The organism is Cnuella takakiae (genome assembly GCF_001953305.1).
Lineage (GTDB): Bacteria > Bacteroidota > Bacteroidia > Chitinophagales > Chitinophagaceae > Flavisolibacter > Flavisolibacter takakiae.
Window position 1 is genome coordinate 5,141,216 of sequence record NZ_MTFE01000010.1, and the last position, 19,493, is coordinate 5,160,708.

Consider the following 19,493-nt stretch of genomic DNA (forward strand, 5'->3'; position numbering starts at 1 on the left):
ACCCGTTTTGCACTTCGTTTTTTCCATAGCTCGCGCTGCCTGTCTACTAACCCTATATTACTCTTTACACCTTGTTGTTTAGTGAGCCGATACTGTATTCCGATTAAATGGAACGAATGCTTGAACATAAAGGGCTTCCCCTACCTTGCCCTCGTTATTCGAATACGAAGTTCTTTCCTCCTTTTTGCCTTTGAAGAACAATAATGCAGTCTAAAGCGAAGGGAGAAAGATTGTAATGACCAGCACTGCTGAAAGGTCGCCTATTTTCAAAGCATATTTAATTTTATCCATTCATTGAATGAGACAAATGGCTCCGTTGCGATTTCCTTAGCCATTCTAATTTGATCTTCAGAATTGGGCCCCATGTAGGTATAGGATTCATAGTAAGCCAGCAACTGAGCAACTCCTGCGGCTCCTTCAAAGAAACTAGAAAACACTTCCGCCGGAACATAGTGAAAGCTATAATCTTTTCCATTAGCTTTAAAATCTTCCAAAATATCGTTGAAGCTGTATAATGCAGCGGATAACGATAAATAACTTCCACTTCCTACTTTGGCTGGATGTAAGTATGCACCTGCAACGACTTTACCCAAGTCGTTTATATCTGCCATATGAATGGATTTTTTAGTTGGATCGATGGGTAGCGTCCAGCCAACGGAACCGTCAGGCTGCTTTTGTGGTGCTAATTGCCCTTTGAAGTTTTGAAAATAACATGGGGGCTGAACGAATGTATAATTGGCAAATCCTGCATTTTTTACCACTTCGTCAACTTTGGCCTTTCCTGTAAACTGAGGAACATCAAAACGACCCTTACTAATTTCTTCTACGTTTGGTAAAGTTGACCAAACAAAGTGATTCACTTTAACTTTTTTTGCCGCTTCGACCGCTATCTTCCCTTGTGCTACTTCATCTGCTCCTTCCCAGAAATTAGTTACCACAAACACCCCATGAGCACCTTTGAAAGCGTTGATCATTGATGCAAGATCCATTAGGTCCGCTTGTACTACTTCATCAGCCTTGCCTTGGTATTTACTTGGATTTCTGGTAATTGCCCGAACGTTGAAAGAGCCCTCCTTTTTTAAAGCATTTACCACTCCACTTCCTTGAAGACCAGAGGCTCCGACAACCGCAATGATTTTCTTTTCCATCTCAATTATTTTTAAAGATCTACTGTGCTACAAAGATGGAAGTGGTGAATCTGAATAACCTATAAGGTAGTTTAAGAAATAACCTTAATGTAGCTTAATATCTAACGATCTTCTTTCGGATGGTACTAAGAAACTCTGGCGTTACACCAAGGTAAGATGCAATTTGGACGTTAGAAATGCGATTGAAGAAGTAGGGATACCTTTTCAAAAAATCCAAATAACGCTCCTCTGCGGTGGAACTGATAATTTCGAGTATTCTCCGATGAGCACTTACCAGGGCTTTTTCTGTCAGGGACCTAAATATTTGGTTGAATTTGAGATTATTATCAAAGAGTTTGAGCTGGTCCTCTTTTTTAAGTTGAAGTACTATTGAAGGCTCTAAAGCCTCAATGTATAATCTACTTGGCTCCTCTGAATAAAAGCTGCCAATATCTGTAATCCACCAATTTTCAATAGCAAATTGCAAGTTATGCTCCTTACCTTTCTCATCTACCATATACATTCTAAAACATCCTTGAACTACGAATGTGTGGTGTTTACAGATATCGCCTTCTTGTAGGATAAATTGTTTTCGTTTGATCTGTCGTTCACTAAAAGCCTCTTCCACGACAGCCTTTTCTTCTTCTTCTAAAGGAAGAAGGTTTTCGAAGTATTTTATTAATGTTTTAGCCGCCATTTTTAAATTTGCTACAACGAGGACGTGTTTGGATGATGTGGCATATGAAAACCTCAGATTCAATTAACGACAACAGCAAAATAGCGATAGTTTAACGATTTGCCCTTTTCCTTTTTCCGCTTTGAACTTAGCTGTCTGTGCCAATTAACAATAGCCCATAACACGTTAATATACGCAACCGCTTGCTCCAAAATACATTAGCTTTTAATATCAAATAAAGCGAGATGTTCAACTCAAATATATCAATGATGGGTATAATCTTGTATTAGTCTCTTGGAAGGAAAGGTATTTGCTTTTACCTAAAATTGTAAAGCTCCATGTCGAGTGTTATAAGGAAATCTCATTTACAGGGCTCCTAGTCCTGCAAAAAGGATCTACTATAAAGCTTTATAGGCAAAATTGAGAAAATATAACATCAAAGCTTACTATGACATTCTAAATTTTCCATTTTGAAATACATCCAGTATCACCTCAATAGTCCTTTCTATTTTGTTAGCTCATAATCAATTACCTACCAAAGCCTTAAAGTGGCCAAAACTTGTTTCGGTATCTCCAGCTACCTTCAGACATTTGACAAAAGTGGTGGGAATGGTGACATGAGCAAATATGATAGAACCCCTGAAGGCTGTACTACCTTTATTCGCAGCACTTCCTTCAATATCTGATGACTTAAAATGGTATCCTAATTAACGATGAACCCCGCAGCAAACAATAGTTTATACCACGACATCAAAACAATCCTGCAGGAAGCCCGGCAATCGGCTTACCGTGCGGTGAACTTTGCCATGGTGGTGGCTTATTGGGAAATAGGCCAACGCATTGTAGAACACGATCAGGGTGGATCGGAAAGGGCGGCTTATGGTACTGGTCTGTTGAAGGAGCTTGCTAAACAACTGACAGCAGACTTCGGGAAAGGCTTTACTGTAGCTAACCTGGAGAACTTCCGGAAATTTTACCAGGCCTTTCCCGAAAATTCCTACGCAGTGCGTAGGAATTTAAATAATGAAAAAAGCCACGCAGCGAGTGACCCACCTTCCAAAAATTCCTACGCACTGCGTCCGGAATTAAGCTGGACCCACTACCGCCTGCTGATGCGGGTAGACAACGAAGCCGCCCGCCGGTACTACATGGCCGAAACCATTGCACAGAACTGGAGTTCCCGTGCCCTGGAAAGGCAGATCAACAGCTTTTATTACGACCGCATTATAGCTACCCAAAACCCCAGGCCACTGCAGGAAGAAGCAGGCCAACATACCAGCGTCCTTGCAGCCAGTCCAGAGGATTTCATCAAAGACCCCTACGTGTTGGAGTTCCTGAACCTGCCTTCGGAAACCGGCTTCCTGGAAAAGGATCTTGAAGCCGCCATCATCCAAAAGCTGCAACAGTTTCTGCTGGAACTGGGCAAGGGCTTTTCGTTTGTGGCCCAGCAAAAGCGCATCTCCGCCGATGGCGAGCATTTCTTTGTGGACCTGGTCTTTTACAACTATATCCTCAAATGCTTTGTACTTATCGACCTGAAACTGGGAAAGCTTACCCATGGCGACATTGGCCAGATGGACTTTTATGTACGCTGGTTTGAGGATAATATGAAAACGGCTTCCGACAATCCCACCATTGGCATCATTCTCTGTTCGGAAAAGAATGAAACGGTGGTGAAATACTCCGTACTCAAAGACAGCAAACAACTGTTTGCCTCCAAATACAAGATCTACCTGCCCTCCGAAGAAGAACTGAAGAAAGAAGTAGAACGCGAACTGACCCACTATAAGCAAACACACCATGAGTAATTGATCGAGCACCATAAAATCCATCCAGGACATCATGCGCAAAGACGCCGGTGTTGATGGCGATGCACAGCCCATTTCGCAACTGGGTCGATATACCAGTCTCAATTACTTTTCCTTTCATTCCATGGCATGGGAGGCTGGCTCTGAGCTTTTTGCTTCCTGCTCTTTGAAGGCAGGAGGGCTGTAAGCTTTCTTTTCCATTGGCATATCGGGTTGCATTGCCACCTCCTGCTCCTTCAGGTATCGTTCTATTGCCAAGGTAACTTTATGAAGTGCTGTATGGTCCTTTACTTCTCCTTCCACTACTTTCCTGTAAACAGGCTATTGCTTCAGCCCCCGGGCCAGCAGCATGGGCCTGTTAGATTGCAGCACTACCTTTTTACCGCCACCGGTAAGGATGAACAATTCAAACCCTTTTAGGGGTTTTCACTGCTCCACTTTAAAGCGGTATCGGTAAGCTCCGTGCTGAACCGCTACATCAAAACGCATTAGCAATACTAATTTTTTTAGCATTACAACAAAAAAAATACCTTATTTATCTTGCATTCAACATACACATTTGCATGTATCCAAAAAATAAAGAGGATCTTTTTGTGCCTATTAGCATATAACACCTGCATCAAGCTATTGTTGCGACGCTCCATTCAGGGTTCTTTCTCTGTTAATACTTTTCCAAGAATAGAACAGCAAACCTGCTTTTAAAAGACACCGGACAAAAGCGGCGCGAAGGTAGCAGCCTGCACCCCTGTTGTACGGTAATGCGCAAAAAGACTGCGGCATAAAACGCCAGCACCCTCCTACTCACCACAGCCGACACAACCATTATCAACAAGGTTCCCCTTACCCTTCCAATGATTTATTCCGCTTCCTTATTGCTGATGGCAGGCTGCCTGCCCTCCTGCTTTCTTTTTTTCCGGTTTTTTCTTTTAAAAGCAAGCCTTCAAACCCCAAACCAGCAAACTTGAAAGCAGCGACTTTATCCCGCCTGATGCGCCTGTCCAGGGAGATTCAGCGCAAACAGGAGTGCAGCAGGTCCCGCTCGCTTTTTGCAGCATGGGCCATCCTCCAAAACAAGGACACCACCATCTTTCGCCTGGTGCGCCCGTCCAGCCATTCGCATTGAAAGCATCCAACCGTTTGCCCAGGCTGCAGAGAATAACAAAGGCCGATATTATTCATGGCAGGTTAAACGGGGCAAGTACTCAATAACAGCCACACCCTTCGGTTTGAAAAGTGCAGGCGGTAAGCCAGGCTACCCCTCCTATTACAATAACTGTAATAAATATATTCCTGTAATGCCTCAAAATTTGGCGATTTTATAAACACCAGGAACATTGTCGTTCCTCTACATAGGAGCTCAATTAGGTTGTAGCACCATCACATAAGCCTCATTAAGGAATTATATTTAGGAAGGATGGTTAAAAACCTGTAACCGTCGCAAATAAGATTCTGAGGCAATTTATAAGTTGTTTCCTTTGTATGAATTGTCCCATAACAACTTACCTCTTGGTAAGCAGCGTACTGTTTTCAGCAGCACGCAATAGTCCAATTCCATTTTTTAATGGAGCAATGCCCTAAATAAAAACCCTTATGTATTCGTATCCTTTACCTGTAAATGAAAAAGAGCGGTTAGAAGAACTCTATAGCCTCGACATTCTTGATACACCGGAGGAAGAAGAGTACAACAGTTTGGTGGAACTTGCAGCTTTTGTAACTGGCTGTCCTACCTCTGTCATCAGTATTATAGATAAAGAAAGGCAATGGTTCAAAGCGAAAAAAGGAATTCAAGTTAAACAAACACCTAGAGCTGAAGCTGTATGTGCCCATACCATTGTACATGGTGAGTTGATGGTAATTGAAGATTTGACAAGTGACAATCGGTTCAGCAACCAACCATTTGTAAAAGGGGTTGAGGGTATCCGGTTCTATGCAGGCGCTCCAATCTACTCTCCATCCGGTCATGCATTGGGTACTGTATGTGCTGTAGACAAGAAGCCCAGGCAGTTGACAGAATCCCAGTGTAAAGCCCTGAATGCAATTGCCCTTCAAGCCTCAAAACTACTTGAACTTAAGAGGAGGGCCCGGCAAGTGTTTTTCCAAACCAAACAGGCTCTTCAATTAGAAAAACATACGCTTCAATACCAAATCAGACAACAGCAAGAGGAAAACGAGTTAATAGGTAATGAGCTTCATGAGAATCTGGCACAATCCGTTACAGCAGCTTTACATATCCTTAAGCTTTCAGGCACATTACCTCTTAGCAAGGAGGATGTAATAAGTAGGGTTGAGCGGATTCTTGATAATGTACTGGGTAATCTTCGCCAGCTTTCCAATGCCATCAGTCCTACGGATAGTCTGAATGTGGGAAGTGAAGAAAAGTTAAAGCTGTTATTGGAAGAATTTTCAGATAATTCAGGAAGCATAGTGACTTTTAAGTGTAATGGAGATCTGGACAAACTGAATCCCGAAAAGCTTTCCCATTTGTTCCGCATAATAATGGATCACCTGCATTCATATGAACAGGTGGAGGGGATAATTCAAAAAATTTATATTCAGATCAATATTGGATTAAACCTGGATTTACAGATTACTGCAGATGGCGACCAAAATTATCTTACCGGGAAGAGGATGATAGTATATAACAGCATTAAACACAGATGTGAAATGTTGTTAGGAACTGCATTCCTGGAGCGTGTTGGCCTTAAAACTTCCACGCTAAAGGTTCAGATTCCACTGACACAAATATCCAATAATTGATCAGGTGTAGCTTATTTTTTGATCATTGCATTGTTATAAAGGCCCTGGTTTTCACCGGGGCCCTTATCATTTACAACAGGATTAATGCTTCCAATGCTTAACTGATCTCATTTTTGTCAAGCTCCTTGGTAAGTTTAGTATAACCAACAACATGACCTTCTTCATCGTGAAGTGCCGTGATCAGTATGCTTCCCCAGAAAGTGGTGCCGTTTTTCCTTACTCTCATGCCAATATGTTTAGCTCTTCCTTCTTTTCTTGCTTGCTCAAGAAGTTGTTCAGGCAACAATTCCTGCCTGTGTTTAGGCAGGTAAAATAGCCTGAAGTTTTGATCTATGATCTCTTCCGGCTTGTATCCCTTGATTATTTCAGCTCCTCTGTTCCAAGAAAGAATGGTTCCATCTAAATCCATAAGTATAATCGCATAGTCCTGCACCTCCTTTATCATCTGCTTGTGCAAAAGTTCAAGTTTCTCCTTCTTTTCCATTGATAAATTATAAGTGCCTGCCTGTTTACGCTTTTTTTTGTTCAAAATTTTTAAACTTATTGGCCTATCCTGTTAGACAGTATTCAAGCATTATACAAAACCTGAACCACAGGAGCTATTGATGTGCTTTGGCATTTCAATAATTACAAGGCTCGTTGCATTTGTGTAAAAATGAAGTATCAACATAGGAAAAGCATACTTAAGTGGAGGCAAAGGAAGTATTTGGCTTTCGGGCAATAAGGAGCTGAAATATACCTCCGACCTATGCTACCCAATAGAAAAACAATAATGGTAAATGTGGACAGGCTGGAACTTTCCGACAAGGAAGCAGTATTTATTATAATTAACATGTAGTAAGTACACATTTAAGTGTTTAAAATCTAACTTTGCTGTGCTTATTCATTTAAGCAGTTAGTTTTGGTTGCGGCCCTGGTTTCTACCGGGGCCTATTTTTTTGACCTGTCTTCCAGGCTGCTCCTACTTTTAACCTTTCTTCAGCTTATTCAGTTGGTTAAATAGTGAGCGCCCATGCTAAGTATGTAGCCCTACTGGACGGCAAAGGCCTGTCGCAACTGGCAATGGAGGGTTTCAAATGAGGTAATCGGCCAGTATGAGAAAAAGAATGAGCCACTACCCCCCAAAACTAAAATCAAGGGGCAACATCCATCAATGAACAAGCGGAACCAGAAACTTTACACGCTCTGCCTATTTTTTCCTAGGGCTTTCCGAACGAGATGCTTGACCTTAACTGCCAGATGGATCATCAAAGAGGGACTATTAAAATCTATCTGAGCATAAACACCACCTGAAAGGCGTGGCAAAAAAAGAAAGTTTAGGAGTTACATAAAAAACTTACACTTATTTCAATAGGTATAAAGCTTGATGTCAACGTATGCATTACTACTTAGGATCAAAAATCATTTTTACTACCTCTTCAAGTGATTTCCGCAGTCTGATAAATTTGGATTTTTACGGCCCTATAAAGTTTTTTAGACTGCAAGCCCCCATTTCTATGGGGGCTATCATTGGGGTAATTACCAGTTGTGATTAACCTGTTTAATATTCCTGATCTCCGCTGTTTGGCATTGGCTATTGGCTAAGAGAATACCTTCAAACCCAGAGTAAATAATTCATTAATTGTATATAATTCTGGCTGAATGTGACCGTATATTATTTTGATGTTGAGTAGTTTTACTATCTAATGTTAGTAATTATACCATGAAACCCTTGCAAACCATTGAAACATTAAGAACTGAGCTGGTTGAATTTCAATCAAAACATGCAGATATACTTCCAAATAGTCTGAAAGATAAACTTGCATCTATCCATGAAGAGTTAGATCATGTGTCTATTGGTTTGTTACCCCATGAAATAACTGAATTGTACCAAACTAAGCTTTTAGAGTTATCTCGTTCTATGGGAACAGTAATAAAAGAGAAACCAATTAAGGTCTAATCTTTTCAATACAGTATTGTTTACCATGAAATTCCAATCATCCAATTAGTGCGCTTAGCGCATGAACTAATTGGGGCTTCCTGGAGCAGACATCCCCTGTTATGTAATTGAGCTTTTGAGTTATATTTTTTAATAATCTGTTTTCCATATCAACTGGATTGCCTCCCTTGAATTTAGCTGTTCTGCTTTCTTGTTTGGACTTTAAACAACGGCAAACTTGTTGTATACTTATACCTGTGTTTAATGTAAGGAACTCTACTTGCGCCCCAGCTTTCTAGCTGGGGCTTTAACTTGTTACCCTTTGCACGGGTAAATCGATTGCACACCCAAATTCCTTTAGGTTTAACTTACTTTGCATATTCTCAAAAGCAAGTAATCTAAATGCAGCCCTGGTTTCTACCGGGGCTTTTTTTAACAAGAAAATTTTTGAACTTAAAATGTGATGGTTAATAAAATCATCTATGGTTTTAATGCGCTCCTTTACTTGTATAAGATATTAATGTTTACACTGATTTTGAAAAACTTAGTCAAGGGTATGTAAGTACCCCGAAAAAGCGGACTGTTTTGAATAAGAGTTTTATACTCAAATTCAGAAATTGCTATCGAGAAGCAAACACGATTTACCGAAACCAGGGTTGTTGCCAAGGAGCAACAGGAAGGGGACCTCACCACCAAAGAGGTTTGCCGGCTGTATTCTGTTTCCAAGGCGACGTTTTACAACTGGAAAAGTAAGGTCGGGATGTGGAGGCATCTGAAGTCAAGCGGCTTATAGAACAGGAAGAAGAGAACGCAAATCTCAAGCGCATGTTTGCCAACCTGGCCATGGACAATTAGATCCTCCGAAACAAGTTCCATAGATTCATGCGTGTTAGCATGGTTGGTGGCAGAAAGTTCCGCACCTTCAATGTGATAAATGACTGCACAAGAGAAGCGCAGGTAACCGAAATTGACATTTCACTTTCATCCAAACGCGTTATATAAACCCTGAACCGAGCCATTGACATGCACGGCAAACCTGCAACCGCAAGGGTGGACAAGGGACCTGAATTTATGTCTCGCGGATTCGGGCTTTATAAAATGCTGAACATGCAGACACCTGTAGAATGGATAGGTAACGTGTAAACTAAGGAATCTACTCTGATCTAAAACTTTTTGTGCGTAGGGGTGCTTACAATTCCTGGCAGGTCTCCTTTTTATGACAGCAGCGCAGTACTCCGGAATAAAAATCATGGCACCTTACCCCCATGTTACAACGCACATAAGAGTGACTCTATATCGATCAATTCCAGATAGGGATCAAGGTATAAAGTATCAGTAAATGCATGCAGGTTGCGCAGGATCTTTTGTTCTTTGTCAACCCACACTTCCGTATAAAAATTCTGCATGGAGATAAGTTCTAAAGTATAGCCGTTGGCATACCTTAATAGCCCTAGTCGGATGCCTACACACTCAATAAGGTGTACCTGCTGTTTTGGAGGCAAATGGAGGAAGTCTGTTATATTATTGGCAAGCATAGGTCAGTAAGAGCTAAAAGTAGACCAAAACTCATCAATTAGTATTGGTAATTGCCTGCATTTTGTACAGCGCCAATAGTGCATTCATAGCGCTTGAAAAAGAACAACGCTTATGTATTATAAAAAATGCGCGTGTATATTTATATACAAATACAGCAGAGATTCAAGATAAAAAGCAGAAATTGATGTGGCACCAGATTTTTATTTATTGCCCTGGTTTTTCATAGGATATTGGATTTTCGCGTGGCTGGATTTCTATCCGGCCTTTTACTTTATGTGCTGAAAAACGACTAATGCACACCAAGAAAAACTACGTGGTAATTGCCATGGTGGTGCTAATCTGTTAATACTTTTTTACCTGTTGAAGATTGTTTTAATAAAACCTTTAATCGCCAAGGCACCTCGTCAGGAACCGCAACACTGCCTTTATTCTTTGTATGGAAACCCCGGCACGGGCAAGGTACTAAGCCCTACCGGGGGCAAAACCCTGTACAACCACCTATTGACCCTGCATTCTATTTTTTTCCTGAGCAAGGTAGGCAAACTGCTGGCGTGCATTTTCTCGCCAGCCCTGATTAACCCGGTAAACACCAGGATGATCTGTAAATTTTCAAATAGTGCACTCCCTTTCCCTTACAGGTTTTTTCATGTGTGATGCTCTTCTGCTTTCTATTTATATGTGGCCCCGGCATTCCTGCCGGGGCTTTTAGATTGGCAAGATGCTTGTCATTATTGTTCGGGTTAATCTTTATGCTATCAATAATCATATCACCCCGGCATTCTGCTGGGGTTCTTTTCATAACTCGTTTAGTATGGTTAAGATCGCCCTTGTTTCTACAAGGGCATTGTATATTTGCCCAATAATTTAGGTAACTAATAAGGGTATTTGCCCCTGTTTTCCAGCCGGGGCTTTTTGTTTGGCAAAATAAGCGGCACGCATTCTAAAATTGATCATCCGGCTATATTCTATTACATCATCCCTGGCCTTTTGGCCGGAGTTCTTTTTACAACCTATTTCCCATGATGAACGCCAATAATTCCTTGATGAACTCCCTTCAAAACATAGCAGTAGTTTGGATTTTTGCAAATGAAGGTTCATACCAGGGGGAAGAATAACTCTTTTCAAAAAGCATACAGGAAGTTTTGATACCTGTTACCTTGTTGAGCCAGAATGGTTTTATGATGGGGCAGGGAATTCCTTTTAGCTTAACCAACCTTACTTTTATATTTGAAGAACGCTTGCTAAAGCAGGAAGGGATTTATATCAACAATAGGATGAAAATTATCAAGGCAGTCCTTTCCACATTCTAATTTCTGGATAAGGACACCAAACAATGGTAATACATCTTCCAGCGCTTGATCTTAGCGGATGTGGGCAGACTGAAGAAAAAGGGCGTGAAATGCTTCTTTTCACTACAGATCAATTGATAACCCGTCTTTTTTTCCAGTCAGCTGAAAACCTGCAAAAGGAGCTTTCTGCTTCAGGCTGGAAGAAAAATCCTTTTCGTGCCCATGAGTATTTCAAAACAATCACGGAACATGAAGGTGAGCTGCAGGGCATGAACATTGAGGGGGAAATTGAAAGAAATACCCTCGTTGCATCTCCCAGACGCACCAAATTTAAACTCCTGCCGTTGCACGCTGTATTTCTGGGCAAAGGAGGCTGATACAAAAAAGGGGGCTTTTGCCCTATTTTCCTTCCAGCTTCAAAACCCCTCATTACTATATTAGATTTCTCCTGGAGCTAAACAACTAAGCATTATAATCCTTGCTAAACGATTGAAAACCTTCAGCCACAGTTTGGAGGATAGTTGTCACATTCTTCAAAACAGTATTGTTGTCATCCTTTCGCCAGGCAGCATAAAGGTTCGTGCGATTGGGTAAGTTTATAAACCGGACTCCTGCAGGAGCATTACTGGCATAAGAACTAGGCATTATTGATATGCCAAGGCCTTTTGCTACCAAACTTAAAATCATGCCCCCGAAATCTGATTCGATGTGCACGTTTGGTTTGAACCCATAAGTTCGGAACAGCTCCCTCAAGCAGGAAACATAGTACGTTTTATGGTGAAGGCCGGATAGAATAAACCGTTCATCTTTCACTTGGGTTAAGTCCTTAAAATTATCAGCCCTAAGCGGGTGGGTTTCAGGTACAATGAGCGCAAAATGTTCTGAATATAAAACAACAGAATGCAAAGCCGGGTTTTCGGCCGGATCTCTTCTTAAGGCAAGATCCAGCTGGTAGTTGAGCAGCAATTGCTCAAAGCTGACATCCGTGGGCTCAACAAGTTCCAACTTTACATCAGGAAGTTCATTAGCTATTGCAGTTATGAATGTTGGAAGAAATCCAAAAGCTATCGATCCTGGATAGGCGACCCTCAGAAGGCCAAATGTTCCCTCATGGATGTTTTTTGCTTGACGGTGCACCCGATCTATCTCTTCACTTAGCCGGGTCCATTGCTCCTGTAAAAAGGTTCCTGCTTTTGTAAGCTTCACATTCCGGTTATTCCGCTCAAATAACTGGATGCCGAGATCTTGCTCCAACCCTTTGATTTGGCGGCTAAGGGCAGATTGGGTAATAAATAGCTTTTCTGAAGCATTCCAAAAATGCAATTCCTGAGCAAGGGTCAGAAAAGATCGAATCTGCTCTAAGTCCATCAATCCGTTTTGTGCATTATTCAATGAGAAATGGGCATTGCAGGTGCTTTCGCAGCGCCAGTACTTTGTGCTAAAAATAAGGAGATGCTGGTTCAAAGAAAGTATATCATGGAAGGCGTGGGGTGGTCCGGAGCTGTTGCTTCACTTTCTGCATTTAGTTTGAACAGTATGAACATTGTTGGAAGCCAATCAGTTGTGTACCTTACGCTAAATATTATTGGGTGTGCCTGCCTGATTACCTATGCATTGTATAAAAAAGCCCATGCAAGCTGGGTGCTTAACTCCATATGGTTGTTGATGACAGTGGTTGCACTATTTAGGGTAGCATTCTAGTCCCTTGCTGTAAAGGTTAAAAAGCCGGCCGCTATTAAAGGGAAATTAGCTTAAGAGTTGTACAAATAAAAAAACGAGGGGCAAAAGACTCCACTCTCTTATACAGGTATATTAAAAGCAGAAGCTTTTTTTCCTGTTGTTTAATGCCAATAAGCTGTATTCACAACAGTTGCATCACCTCCGGCTTTCTTGAATGTATTGCAAAAACAAAATTTGTTTTGTTTTTTGCGTATTGGCAAAAAGGCGATTTGATGAGCTTGTATGTCCGATTCTAGATGTGCAAAATTTCAGTGCCGAATTTATTAGCATACAGCAAATACAAGCTTTGGCTGTAATTGCCACTTATTGTCCCTTAGTAAAAAATTATTAAAGGCAATCTACTAACGAACCAAAGGCAGTTATGCAATTAGATTTAACAACCCAGGACTGGCTGAATATCATTCAATCTGTCGGAGTGCTCTTTACAATGGTTTTTACAATCATTCAACTTAGAAAAAACAATAAAGTCTTTAAATCTCAGATATTCAACAGTCTATATCAGAGGTTAGATATAATAAATTCCCTGGCAGTCGAACATAAAGTTTCTAATAAATTTCTGTCGGCATACATCCATGAAAAGGACGAGCATGATCCGGTTAATTCATACATTGACATGGTTGGAACATTCTTTTACGAAATGTACTATCATCATAAGAATGGCTTGCTGAGTGAAAGGGAATGGAACACATGGGACACAACAATTAAGAAGTTTTACGCTTACCCTTATACAAGAGGTTATTGGGAAAAGAACAGGTCTGATCATGGCTATGGTTTCGATGCATATGTTGAAAACCTAATTAAAAAAAGGTAGTTGCTAAATAGTAACGACTCCGATACTTTGAAGCCACCGGCTACCAATTATTGATGTTTCCTATACCAGGCGCCTGTTTCACTATTTTTTTCCATTTCACAAAAATTTTATTTTCCTGTAACCCGTTTGCTTATCGTGCGTCATATGAGGCATGCTGAAAAATATTTTCACTCTCCTTACTTTGTTGATTGCAGCTTTTGCCCAGGCTCAGACCGACTCACCTTTTATTACTACGTCTGATTCAGTAAAGCTATTTGTGAAGCGAGCAGGCAAAGGCATGCCTGTACTGTTTATTCATGGAGGACCAGGCTCCAACTCCGACTATTTTGAGTACACAGGCGGTAATGTTTTCGAAAAGGATGTTCAAATGATATACCTCGACCAGCATGGGTGTGGCAAATCAGATAACGATCCCAAAAAAGATTATTCCCTCAAGAGGGTCGTGAAGGATTTTGAAGAGGTCCGTCAGGCATTAGGAATAAACAGATGGGTTCTCATGCCTCTTTCTTTTGGGGGTATTTTAGCGACTGAGTACGCCTACCAGCATCCTTCGGTTGTAAAAGCTATGACTTACCTTAACTGCACCATCGATATCTCTCATTCTGCTAAAAGCGGAATCAGCAAAACTATTGAGCTGTTGCCTTCCCTAAAACAAAACGAAGTAGCCTACTTGTTGAATGATTCAGTAAAACTGATGGACCGCTTCTTCAACTCTTTTTGGCACCTGGACCAGGCTGGCATTCGTTACAAACTGTTTTTTGATAAAAAGGAAAACGATTCGCTCCATTCTGCTATTACTGTAAATGCAGCCAAGCACTGGGATATGGGACAGAATGTGTGGAACTTTCCAGAGTACTTCGTTTCTTTTAGTGCTAAAACAGCAAGTATTGCTGTTCCCGTACTTATAATTGGTGGAACAAGAGACTTCACCATTGGGGTAGATCATCCTAAATTAATGCAATTCAGGACAAAAGAAGTGAAATACATTGCTGGAGGACATGCTTTGTATATGGAGCATAATGCGGAACTCTATGATGCCGTTGTTCCTTTCCTCAGTAATCATGTATCAAAAAGCTGATGCCACAAGTTATTATCCCCAGTTCATGGGTTTTGTCCGCAAATCTTGAGGTCGAGGGATGCAACCGAATTGTTTTAAAAACGCTTCGCTTATTTCAATGCTTTTTGGGGCAATTAGCAACCGCACTTTCCTGGATATTCAAAGAAAAAACCCTTAAATAACGGGCAGCATAAAATATTCATGGTTCAGCAACAACACACTTAAAGAGCATTGGTCTGAGTGTAAAAACTGTATAAACAGTTATCCGATTCCTTTTACTTTTATACCACCACCTTCAATCTCGCTCTCCAGCAAGGACCCAATTATTTACAATCACTACTTCTTCTTTTTAAAAGGTCGCTGTTTAGCCCTGCTTACTGGTATTGGGTTGTTTTTACATCATGTGGGCTGGGAAATCCGTGAAGGGTGATGAAGGAGCAAGAATACTGAGCCCATTAACATTCTATTGAGGTGCTTTGCTTTAACGAACTTGTAAGCCATTCTTGCAACACTTTATCTCATAATCAATTGATTTTGTTTGAGGCCCCTGTTTCCAAAGGGGCTCTCTGTTTGGCAAGATGCTTGCTGTTTCCGACTTGATTGATCATCAGGTTTATTGTTAACATATCAACCCTGGCTTTTTGGCTGGGGTTCTTTTCCTAACATATTTCTTATGGTTAACCACTCCCTGGTTTTCTAGCCGGGGCTTTCTATATCAATGCACTTAGACAGAAGGCCTTATGTTTGAAAAAATCATTTATAACTTCTTGGCTTTGCTTTCCACCTGGAAGGAATTTACTTTCGCCCAGATAAATAAAGTCTAGTCAAGGGTAGCACCCCTGTTTTTTAACAGGGGTATTTTTTTGTTACTCAGGTTCGGAGCGGATAGAAATAATCATCGTAATCAACTATACATTTCCCCTTATGCGCCTGAGAATAACTTACTAATGCAGGTTATGGCTGAACCTTTGAGATACATAGAATTAGTACCCACCATATGCAAAAGGAGTTTTTATGGCACAAACTGTAATTGGATTTTTCAAGGACCCGGCCGATGCTCACAAAGCAGTTGAGTGTTTAAACGAAAAAGGCATTTCCCAGCAATTTGTAGATGTTTCGAAAGGCGAGTACCTGGATGGCACAGCAGATTCGGAAGGCCGTAATACCAACAAGTTTACAGACCTCTTCAATAAGTTGTTTGGCCACGATAGTGATGATGCTAAACGTTATTCTACAATTGTGCAAACCAATGTAACTCTGGTTACTGTTCACGCCTCTTCAAATGATCTTGCAGAGGCAGCTTCCGATATACTTGACGATTGTGGAGCTATTGACGTAGATGAGCATGGTTCTGGAAATGAAGCAATCAGCCAGGAGGATAGCACATTTGGTGCAACCGGCAGTGATCATTTAACTTTGGCAGGATCTTCAACGGCCGGTTCAGGCGGAATCAAAAGGAGAAGTAGAATAGTAGATCAATACCTTGATGAAAACTCCCGACTAAGAATGTAATTTTAGGTGAATGACTTTCTTGTAAAAGCTTTTAAAATGGTTTTAGGTGAATAAACTTTTATTTCAGCCCTGGTTTTTACCGAGGCTTTTTGTATTTATTAAAGAGTAGAAGCGGGTTTTGGCCGAACTTATTACAGTTTTCACCTAAGTGACCGATCGGGTGATATCAAAGATTTTACTTTTGGATTCACATATGAATAACTTCCAAAAAGTACCCGAAAATCTTCTATCTGCCCGAAAGCAACTTCATCAATTTCAAAAAGAGAACCAGGACATTATTCACGAACTCATTGCCTGCAATGGAAAGCTGGATAGAAAAGAACATCCAAGTAAACAAGATCTTGTAAATAGATACTTCCAATTAGTTGCCCAGGTAGAAGTTTTAACCAGGCATGCTTCAAAGGAATTGTTGCATTGTTAGTAGAGTAAGCTTACCAGTAATTGTATTCAACAAGTGCCATGTTTTGCAAAGGTTTAATGTTTCGCCCTTTGCTCAAGGAAAGGGCCACCACCGCCTTTCTTCTTAATATTCAGTTGACTCAAAAACATGCGCGCTGGCAGATCTTGGAAAAGTAAAGGTGCGGGAGGTGGCCCAGCCAGTTGATCTTTAATCGCCTTGCAGACCTGGGCAAGCGTTTCTCGTCCTTCACCTCACCTGCCACGACCTTTCAGGTAACAGGATTCTTTTCGAGCCCCTTGGCCAGTAGCATAGGCCAGTTTGAGTGCAGATTACCACCCGATCACCGGCAACCAGTCGCCACCGTTCAAATGCTTACCCTTCCCGTCTGGTTCAACATCAAAGCGGATTGTATAAATGCAGTGGGTTATTGTGAGCGGGAACTGCATAAAATGGAGGCAGCAAAGAGAATAACCACGCGACCCCTCTCATTTGTGTGATGGTTTTGAGTTCTTCGTTTGGTGCCATATCGCTAAAGGTTTATCTATTGGTGAACTCCATTATTAGACCAAAACATTAACCATCAAACAGGAGCAGCCCACTACCGAGTAGTTGCACCTGTTCAAATCCTATAATGAAACAGCAGCATTAAAGGAGGTACTATATACTAAAATTGAACACTGCACGCCACCCCTGAAGACAATATTAGCCTCGATAGCAGGGTCATTGCAGCAGTGAGCACCTACCATCCCCGCTTACTTAACCTGCCATATTGCAGTATTAAATGCCCTTAAAACTGCATCCTTGCATTTGCCGGAACTAATCACCCGATACCCGTACTTTTCTCCTGTTACCGCCAGGGAGACCCGGCAAACTAAAACATCCTCCATGTTTGAACAAACCTTCCGGGATATCAACGACATCCTGTGGAAGGATGCCGGTGCCAGCAGCGATCTCGAATATATAGAACAAACCTCCCAGGTGCTCTTCCTCCGCTACCTCGACGAGCCCGGAAGCGAACGGGCCGATGAAGCCGTCCTGCCAGGCAAGGATTACACCTGCATACTGGAAGAAGCTTACGGCTGGAGTACCAGGGCCATGCCCAAGGGTACCGATGGTAAGGTGGACCACAACAAGGCAATGACCGGCTCCGACCTGTGCGCTTTGTAGACCGGGAGCTTCTCCCCTCTCTCGCAGGCTTTGGTCAGTGTACCAACAACCCCAAGACCATCGAGTACAAAGTCGGTGAAATCTTTAGCGAAGTGAATAACAAGATCAAAAGAGGCTATAACCTCCATGAAGTTATTGAACTGGCCGATGGCCTGGTGTTTCGCAGCGCGGTGGACAAACACGAACTGAGCCCCCCTACGAAACCAAGATCAAGAACATGTGCGGTTCGGGCCGCAACGGTGGCAGTATTATTCACCCCGCCCCCTGATCCGCGCCATGATAGAAGTAATGGCACCTAAGATGGGCGACACCACCTATGACGCCCCCTGTGGCAGTGCTGGCTTCTTATGCGAGACCTACAACTACCCATTCAAGCGGATGGAACGAACTACGGCAAACCTCAAAACCCTCCAGGAAGGCACGCATTATGGCAAGGAGAAGAAAAACCTCGCCAATATCACTGGCGTAATGAACATGATCCTCCACGGCATCAAGGCGCCCAATATCATCAACACCAACACGCAGGCCGAAAACCTGCGCGATATACGGGAAAATGACCGCCACCACATCATCCTGGCCAACCCGCCCTTTGGCGGCAAGGAACGCAAGGAGGTACAGCAAAACTTTGACATCAAGACCAGCGAAACGCCCCCCCTTTTTCTCCAGCACATTATCAAAAGCCTGAAGGCATGTGGCTGCGCTGCAGTGGTAATCAAAAACACCTTCCTGAGCAATACCGACAATGCCTTTATAGCCTTGCGGTGCCACCTGCTGGAAAGCTGCAACTCACACACCATGCGGTGCATTTGAAAAACGTCAAGTAGTTTGTTCAGAAGGAAGGTGTGAACGGCTCCAATTTACCATTATTTGCACCTTCATGATATCTGTCAATGATGAACTTGTAGCTGCGCAGGGTTACAACTAGTTTAGACCTTGATTTGGTTTGATACAGCTGGTGCCAACCTGCTCTGTTCAAACCTTTTCCAGTTATGACAAGCCCCATGGTCCCACCTTTGTTTGTGGGTGAAATACATCCAAGATAGTAGGATACAATAGCCCGGTTCCTTGTTAAAGCTGACGTTCAAACTGCTGGATATTGTATCGGAAAGGGTAAGCCTTGATACCGTCCTGCTTTTTTGACGCACCTTATGGGTTACGCGTAATGGTTTAGTGTGCCTGTTGGTGCACGTGCTTAGGATGTTTGATCCGGCCCGGTATTGCCATCGTTCATCTAAACCCCAGCCATATGCAAAAATCTATGTTGGCAGTAGCCATGCTACTTTCTGCCCTCCCCGCATTTTCACAATACAGTTTTCCAGCCTCTGGTGCTGTAGGTATCGGCACCACCACTCCGGCAGCTTCGTCCATCCTGGATATTAGGTCTACCAGCAGGGGTGTGCTGCTCCCTCGTATGACAAAGGCACAACGTGCTGCCATCGGAAGTCCCGCACAAGGGCTGCTGGTGTTTCAAACCGATGGCAGCCGTGGCTTTTATGTTTTCGACGGTAGCTGGCAGCCATTGTCTGTTCAGCCCAACCTGGCGAACCTATCGGGCACCACGGCCATCAATACCAGCCTACTCCCGGGCGCCACCAACCTGCACAACCTGGGGTCCTCATCCAGGGCCTGGAAGGACTTATACCTCCGCGGTGATATCTACCTGGATGGTTACCGGTATATCACCAGTAAGAATAC

At 42.3% G+C, this 19,493-nt stretch carries 20 protein-coding genes; 15 read left to right on the top strand and 5 right to left on the bottom strand.

What is annotated here, in order from left to right; genetic code table 11:
- Positions 1–266: 266 nt before the first annotated feature.
- Both BUE76_RS21965 and BUE76_RS21970 read right to left on the bottom strand, forming a co-directional pair.
- Positions 267–1,148 (bottom strand): NmrA/HSCARG family protein, encoded by an 882-nt coding sequence (locus BUE76_RS21965; protein WP_073041922.1) that lies wholly within the window; start codon positions 1,146–1,148, stop codon positions 267–269.
- Positions 1,149–1,242: 94 nt separating this feature from the next.
- Positions 1,243–1,824, bottom strand: a complete 582-nt coding sequence (locus BUE76_RS21970; RefSeq protein ID WP_073041920.1) for a Crp/Fnr family transcriptional regulator — start codon at positions 1,822–1,824, stop codon at positions 1,243–1,245.
- A gap of 692 nt (positions 1,825–2,516) precedes the next feature.
- On the opposite strand from BUE76_RS21970, the gene BUE76_RS21975 reads away from it, so the two are divergent.
- From BUE76_RS21975 to BUE76_RS21985, 4 genes are all read left to right on the top strand, one after another.
- Complete coding sequence (locus BUE76_RS21975; protein ID WP_073041918.1) at positions 2,517–3,611, top strand: PDDEXK nuclease domain-containing protein; 1,095 nt, start codon at positions 2,517–2,519, stop codon at positions 3,609–3,611.
- 34 nt (positions 3,612–3,645) lie between these two features.
- Positions 3,646–3,798, top strand: a complete 153-nt coding sequence (locus BUE76_RS24600) for a hypothetical protein (protein WP_158070022.1) — start codon at positions 3,646–3,648, stop codon at positions 3,796–3,798.
- Between the two features lie 774 nt (positions 3,799–4,572).
- Positions 4,573–4,734, top strand: coding sequence for a hypothetical protein (locus BUE76_RS24605; RefSeq protein WP_158070023.1), 162 nt, complete (start codon positions 4,573–4,575; stop codon positions 4,732–4,734).
- A 467-nt stretch (positions 4,735–5,201) separates the two neighbouring features.
- Positions 5,202–6,368, top strand: coding sequence for a sensor histidine kinase (locus BUE76_RS21985; RefSeq protein ID WP_073041913.1), 1,167 nt, complete (start codon positions 5,202–5,204; stop codon positions 6,366–6,368).
- Between the two features lie 97 nt (positions 6,369–6,465).
- Here BUE76_RS21985 and BUE76_RS21990 read toward each other — a convergent pair whose 3' ends face one another.
- Positions 6,466–6,897, bottom strand: a complete 432-nt coding sequence (locus BUE76_RS21990) for a PAS domain-containing protein (protein WP_216820701.1) — start codon at positions 6,895–6,897, stop codon at positions 6,466–6,468.
- Positions 6,898–8,070: 1,173 nt separating this feature from the next.
- Here BUE76_RS21990 and BUE76_RS24340 point away from each other — a divergent pair.
- Together BUE76_RS24340 and BUE76_RS25500 are read left to right on the top strand one after the other, a co-directional pair.
- On the top strand, positions 8,071–8,307 hold the full coding sequence (locus BUE76_RS24340; RefSeq protein ID WP_143157254.1) for a hypothetical protein: 237 nt from the start codon (positions 8,071–8,073) through the stop codon (positions 8,305–8,307).
- 601 nt (positions 8,308–8,908) lie between these two features.
- Entirely contained in the window at positions 8,909–9,079 is a 171-nt protein-coding gene (locus BUE76_RS25500) for a transposase (RefSeq protein ID WP_394333554.1), read from the top strand.
- 1,607 nt (positions 9,080–10,686) lie between these two features.
- On the opposite strand, the gene BUE76_RS24350 is transcribed toward BUE76_RS25500, so the two are convergent.
- Entirely contained in the window at positions 10,687–10,947 is a 261-nt protein-coding gene (locus BUE76_RS24350) for a hypothetical protein (protein WP_143157253.1), read from the bottom strand.
- Between the two features lie 208 nt (positions 10,948–11,155).
- Here BUE76_RS24350 and BUE76_RS22005 point away from each other — a divergent pair, with 208 nt between their 5' ends.
- A complete protein-coding gene (locus tag BUE76_RS22005; protein WP_073041907.1) occupies positions 11,156–11,488 on the top strand; it encodes a hypothetical protein in 333 nt (110 codons plus the stop codon).
- Between the two features lie 85 nt (positions 11,489–11,573).
- Here the strand turns inward: BUE76_RS22005 and BUE76_RS22010 are convergent, their stop codons facing one another.
- Positions 11,574–12,479 carry a LysR family transcriptional regulator gene (locus BUE76_RS22010; RefSeq protein ID WP_073041905.1) on the bottom strand — a complete coding sequence of 302 codons (906 nt, stop codon included), beginning with the start codon at positions 12,477–12,479 and terminating at the stop codon, positions 11,574–11,576.
- Positions 12,480–12,509: 30 nt separating this feature from the next.
- Between BUE76_RS22010 and BUE76_RS24860 the strand changes: the two genes are divergently transcribed.
- The 8 genes from BUE76_RS24860 to BUE76_RS24880 form a co-directional block, all read left to right on the top strand.
- Positions 12,510–12,812, top strand: a complete 303-nt coding sequence (locus tag BUE76_RS24860; protein WP_216820702.1) for a CBU_0592 family membrane protein — start codon at positions 12,510–12,512, stop codon at positions 12,810–12,812.
- Positions 12,813–13,212: 400 nt separating this feature from the next.
- Positions 13,213–13,662 (top strand): hypothetical protein, encoded by a 450-nt coding sequence (locus BUE76_RS22020; RefSeq protein WP_073041903.1) that lies wholly within the window; start codon positions 13,213–13,215, stop codon positions 13,660–13,662.
- Between the two features lie 151 nt (positions 13,663–13,813).
- Positions 13,814–14,740 carry an alpha/beta fold hydrolase gene (locus tag BUE76_RS22025; protein ID WP_073041901.1) on the top strand — a complete coding sequence of 309 codons (927 nt, stop codon included), beginning with the start codon at positions 13,814–13,816 and terminating at the stop codon, positions 14,738–14,740.
- Between the two features lie 993 nt (positions 14,741–15,733).
- Positions 15,734–16,231 (top strand): hypothetical protein, encoded by a 498-nt coding sequence (locus tag BUE76_RS22030; RefSeq protein WP_073041899.1) that lies wholly within the window; start codon positions 15,734–15,736, stop codon positions 16,229–16,231.
- A 1,285-nt stretch (positions 16,232–17,516) separates the two neighbouring features.
- On the top strand, positions 17,517–17,798 hold the full coding sequence (locus BUE76_RS24865; protein ID WP_073041894.1) for an SAM-dependent DNA methyltransferase: 282 nt from the start codon (positions 17,517–17,519) through the stop codon (positions 17,796–17,798).
- Positions 17,799–17,890: 92 nt separating this feature from the next.
- Positions 17,891–18,097, top strand: coding sequence for a hypothetical protein (locus BUE76_RS24870; protein WP_216820703.1), 207 nt, complete (start codon positions 17,891–17,893; stop codon positions 18,095–18,097).
- On the top strand, positions 18,075–18,608 hold the full coding sequence (locus tag BUE76_RS24875; RefSeq protein ID WP_216820704.1) for an HsdM family class I SAM-dependent methyltransferase: 534 nt from the start codon (positions 18,075–18,077) through the stop codon (positions 18,606–18,608). The genes BUE76_RS24870 and BUE76_RS24875 overlap by 23 nt, the downstream gene beginning before the upstream one ends.
- A 436-nt stretch (positions 18,609–19,044) precedes the next feature.
- The coding region (locus tag BUE76_RS24880) for a hypothetical protein (protein ID WP_216820705.1) at positions 19,045–19,493 on the top strand (449 nt) is incomplete at its 3' end.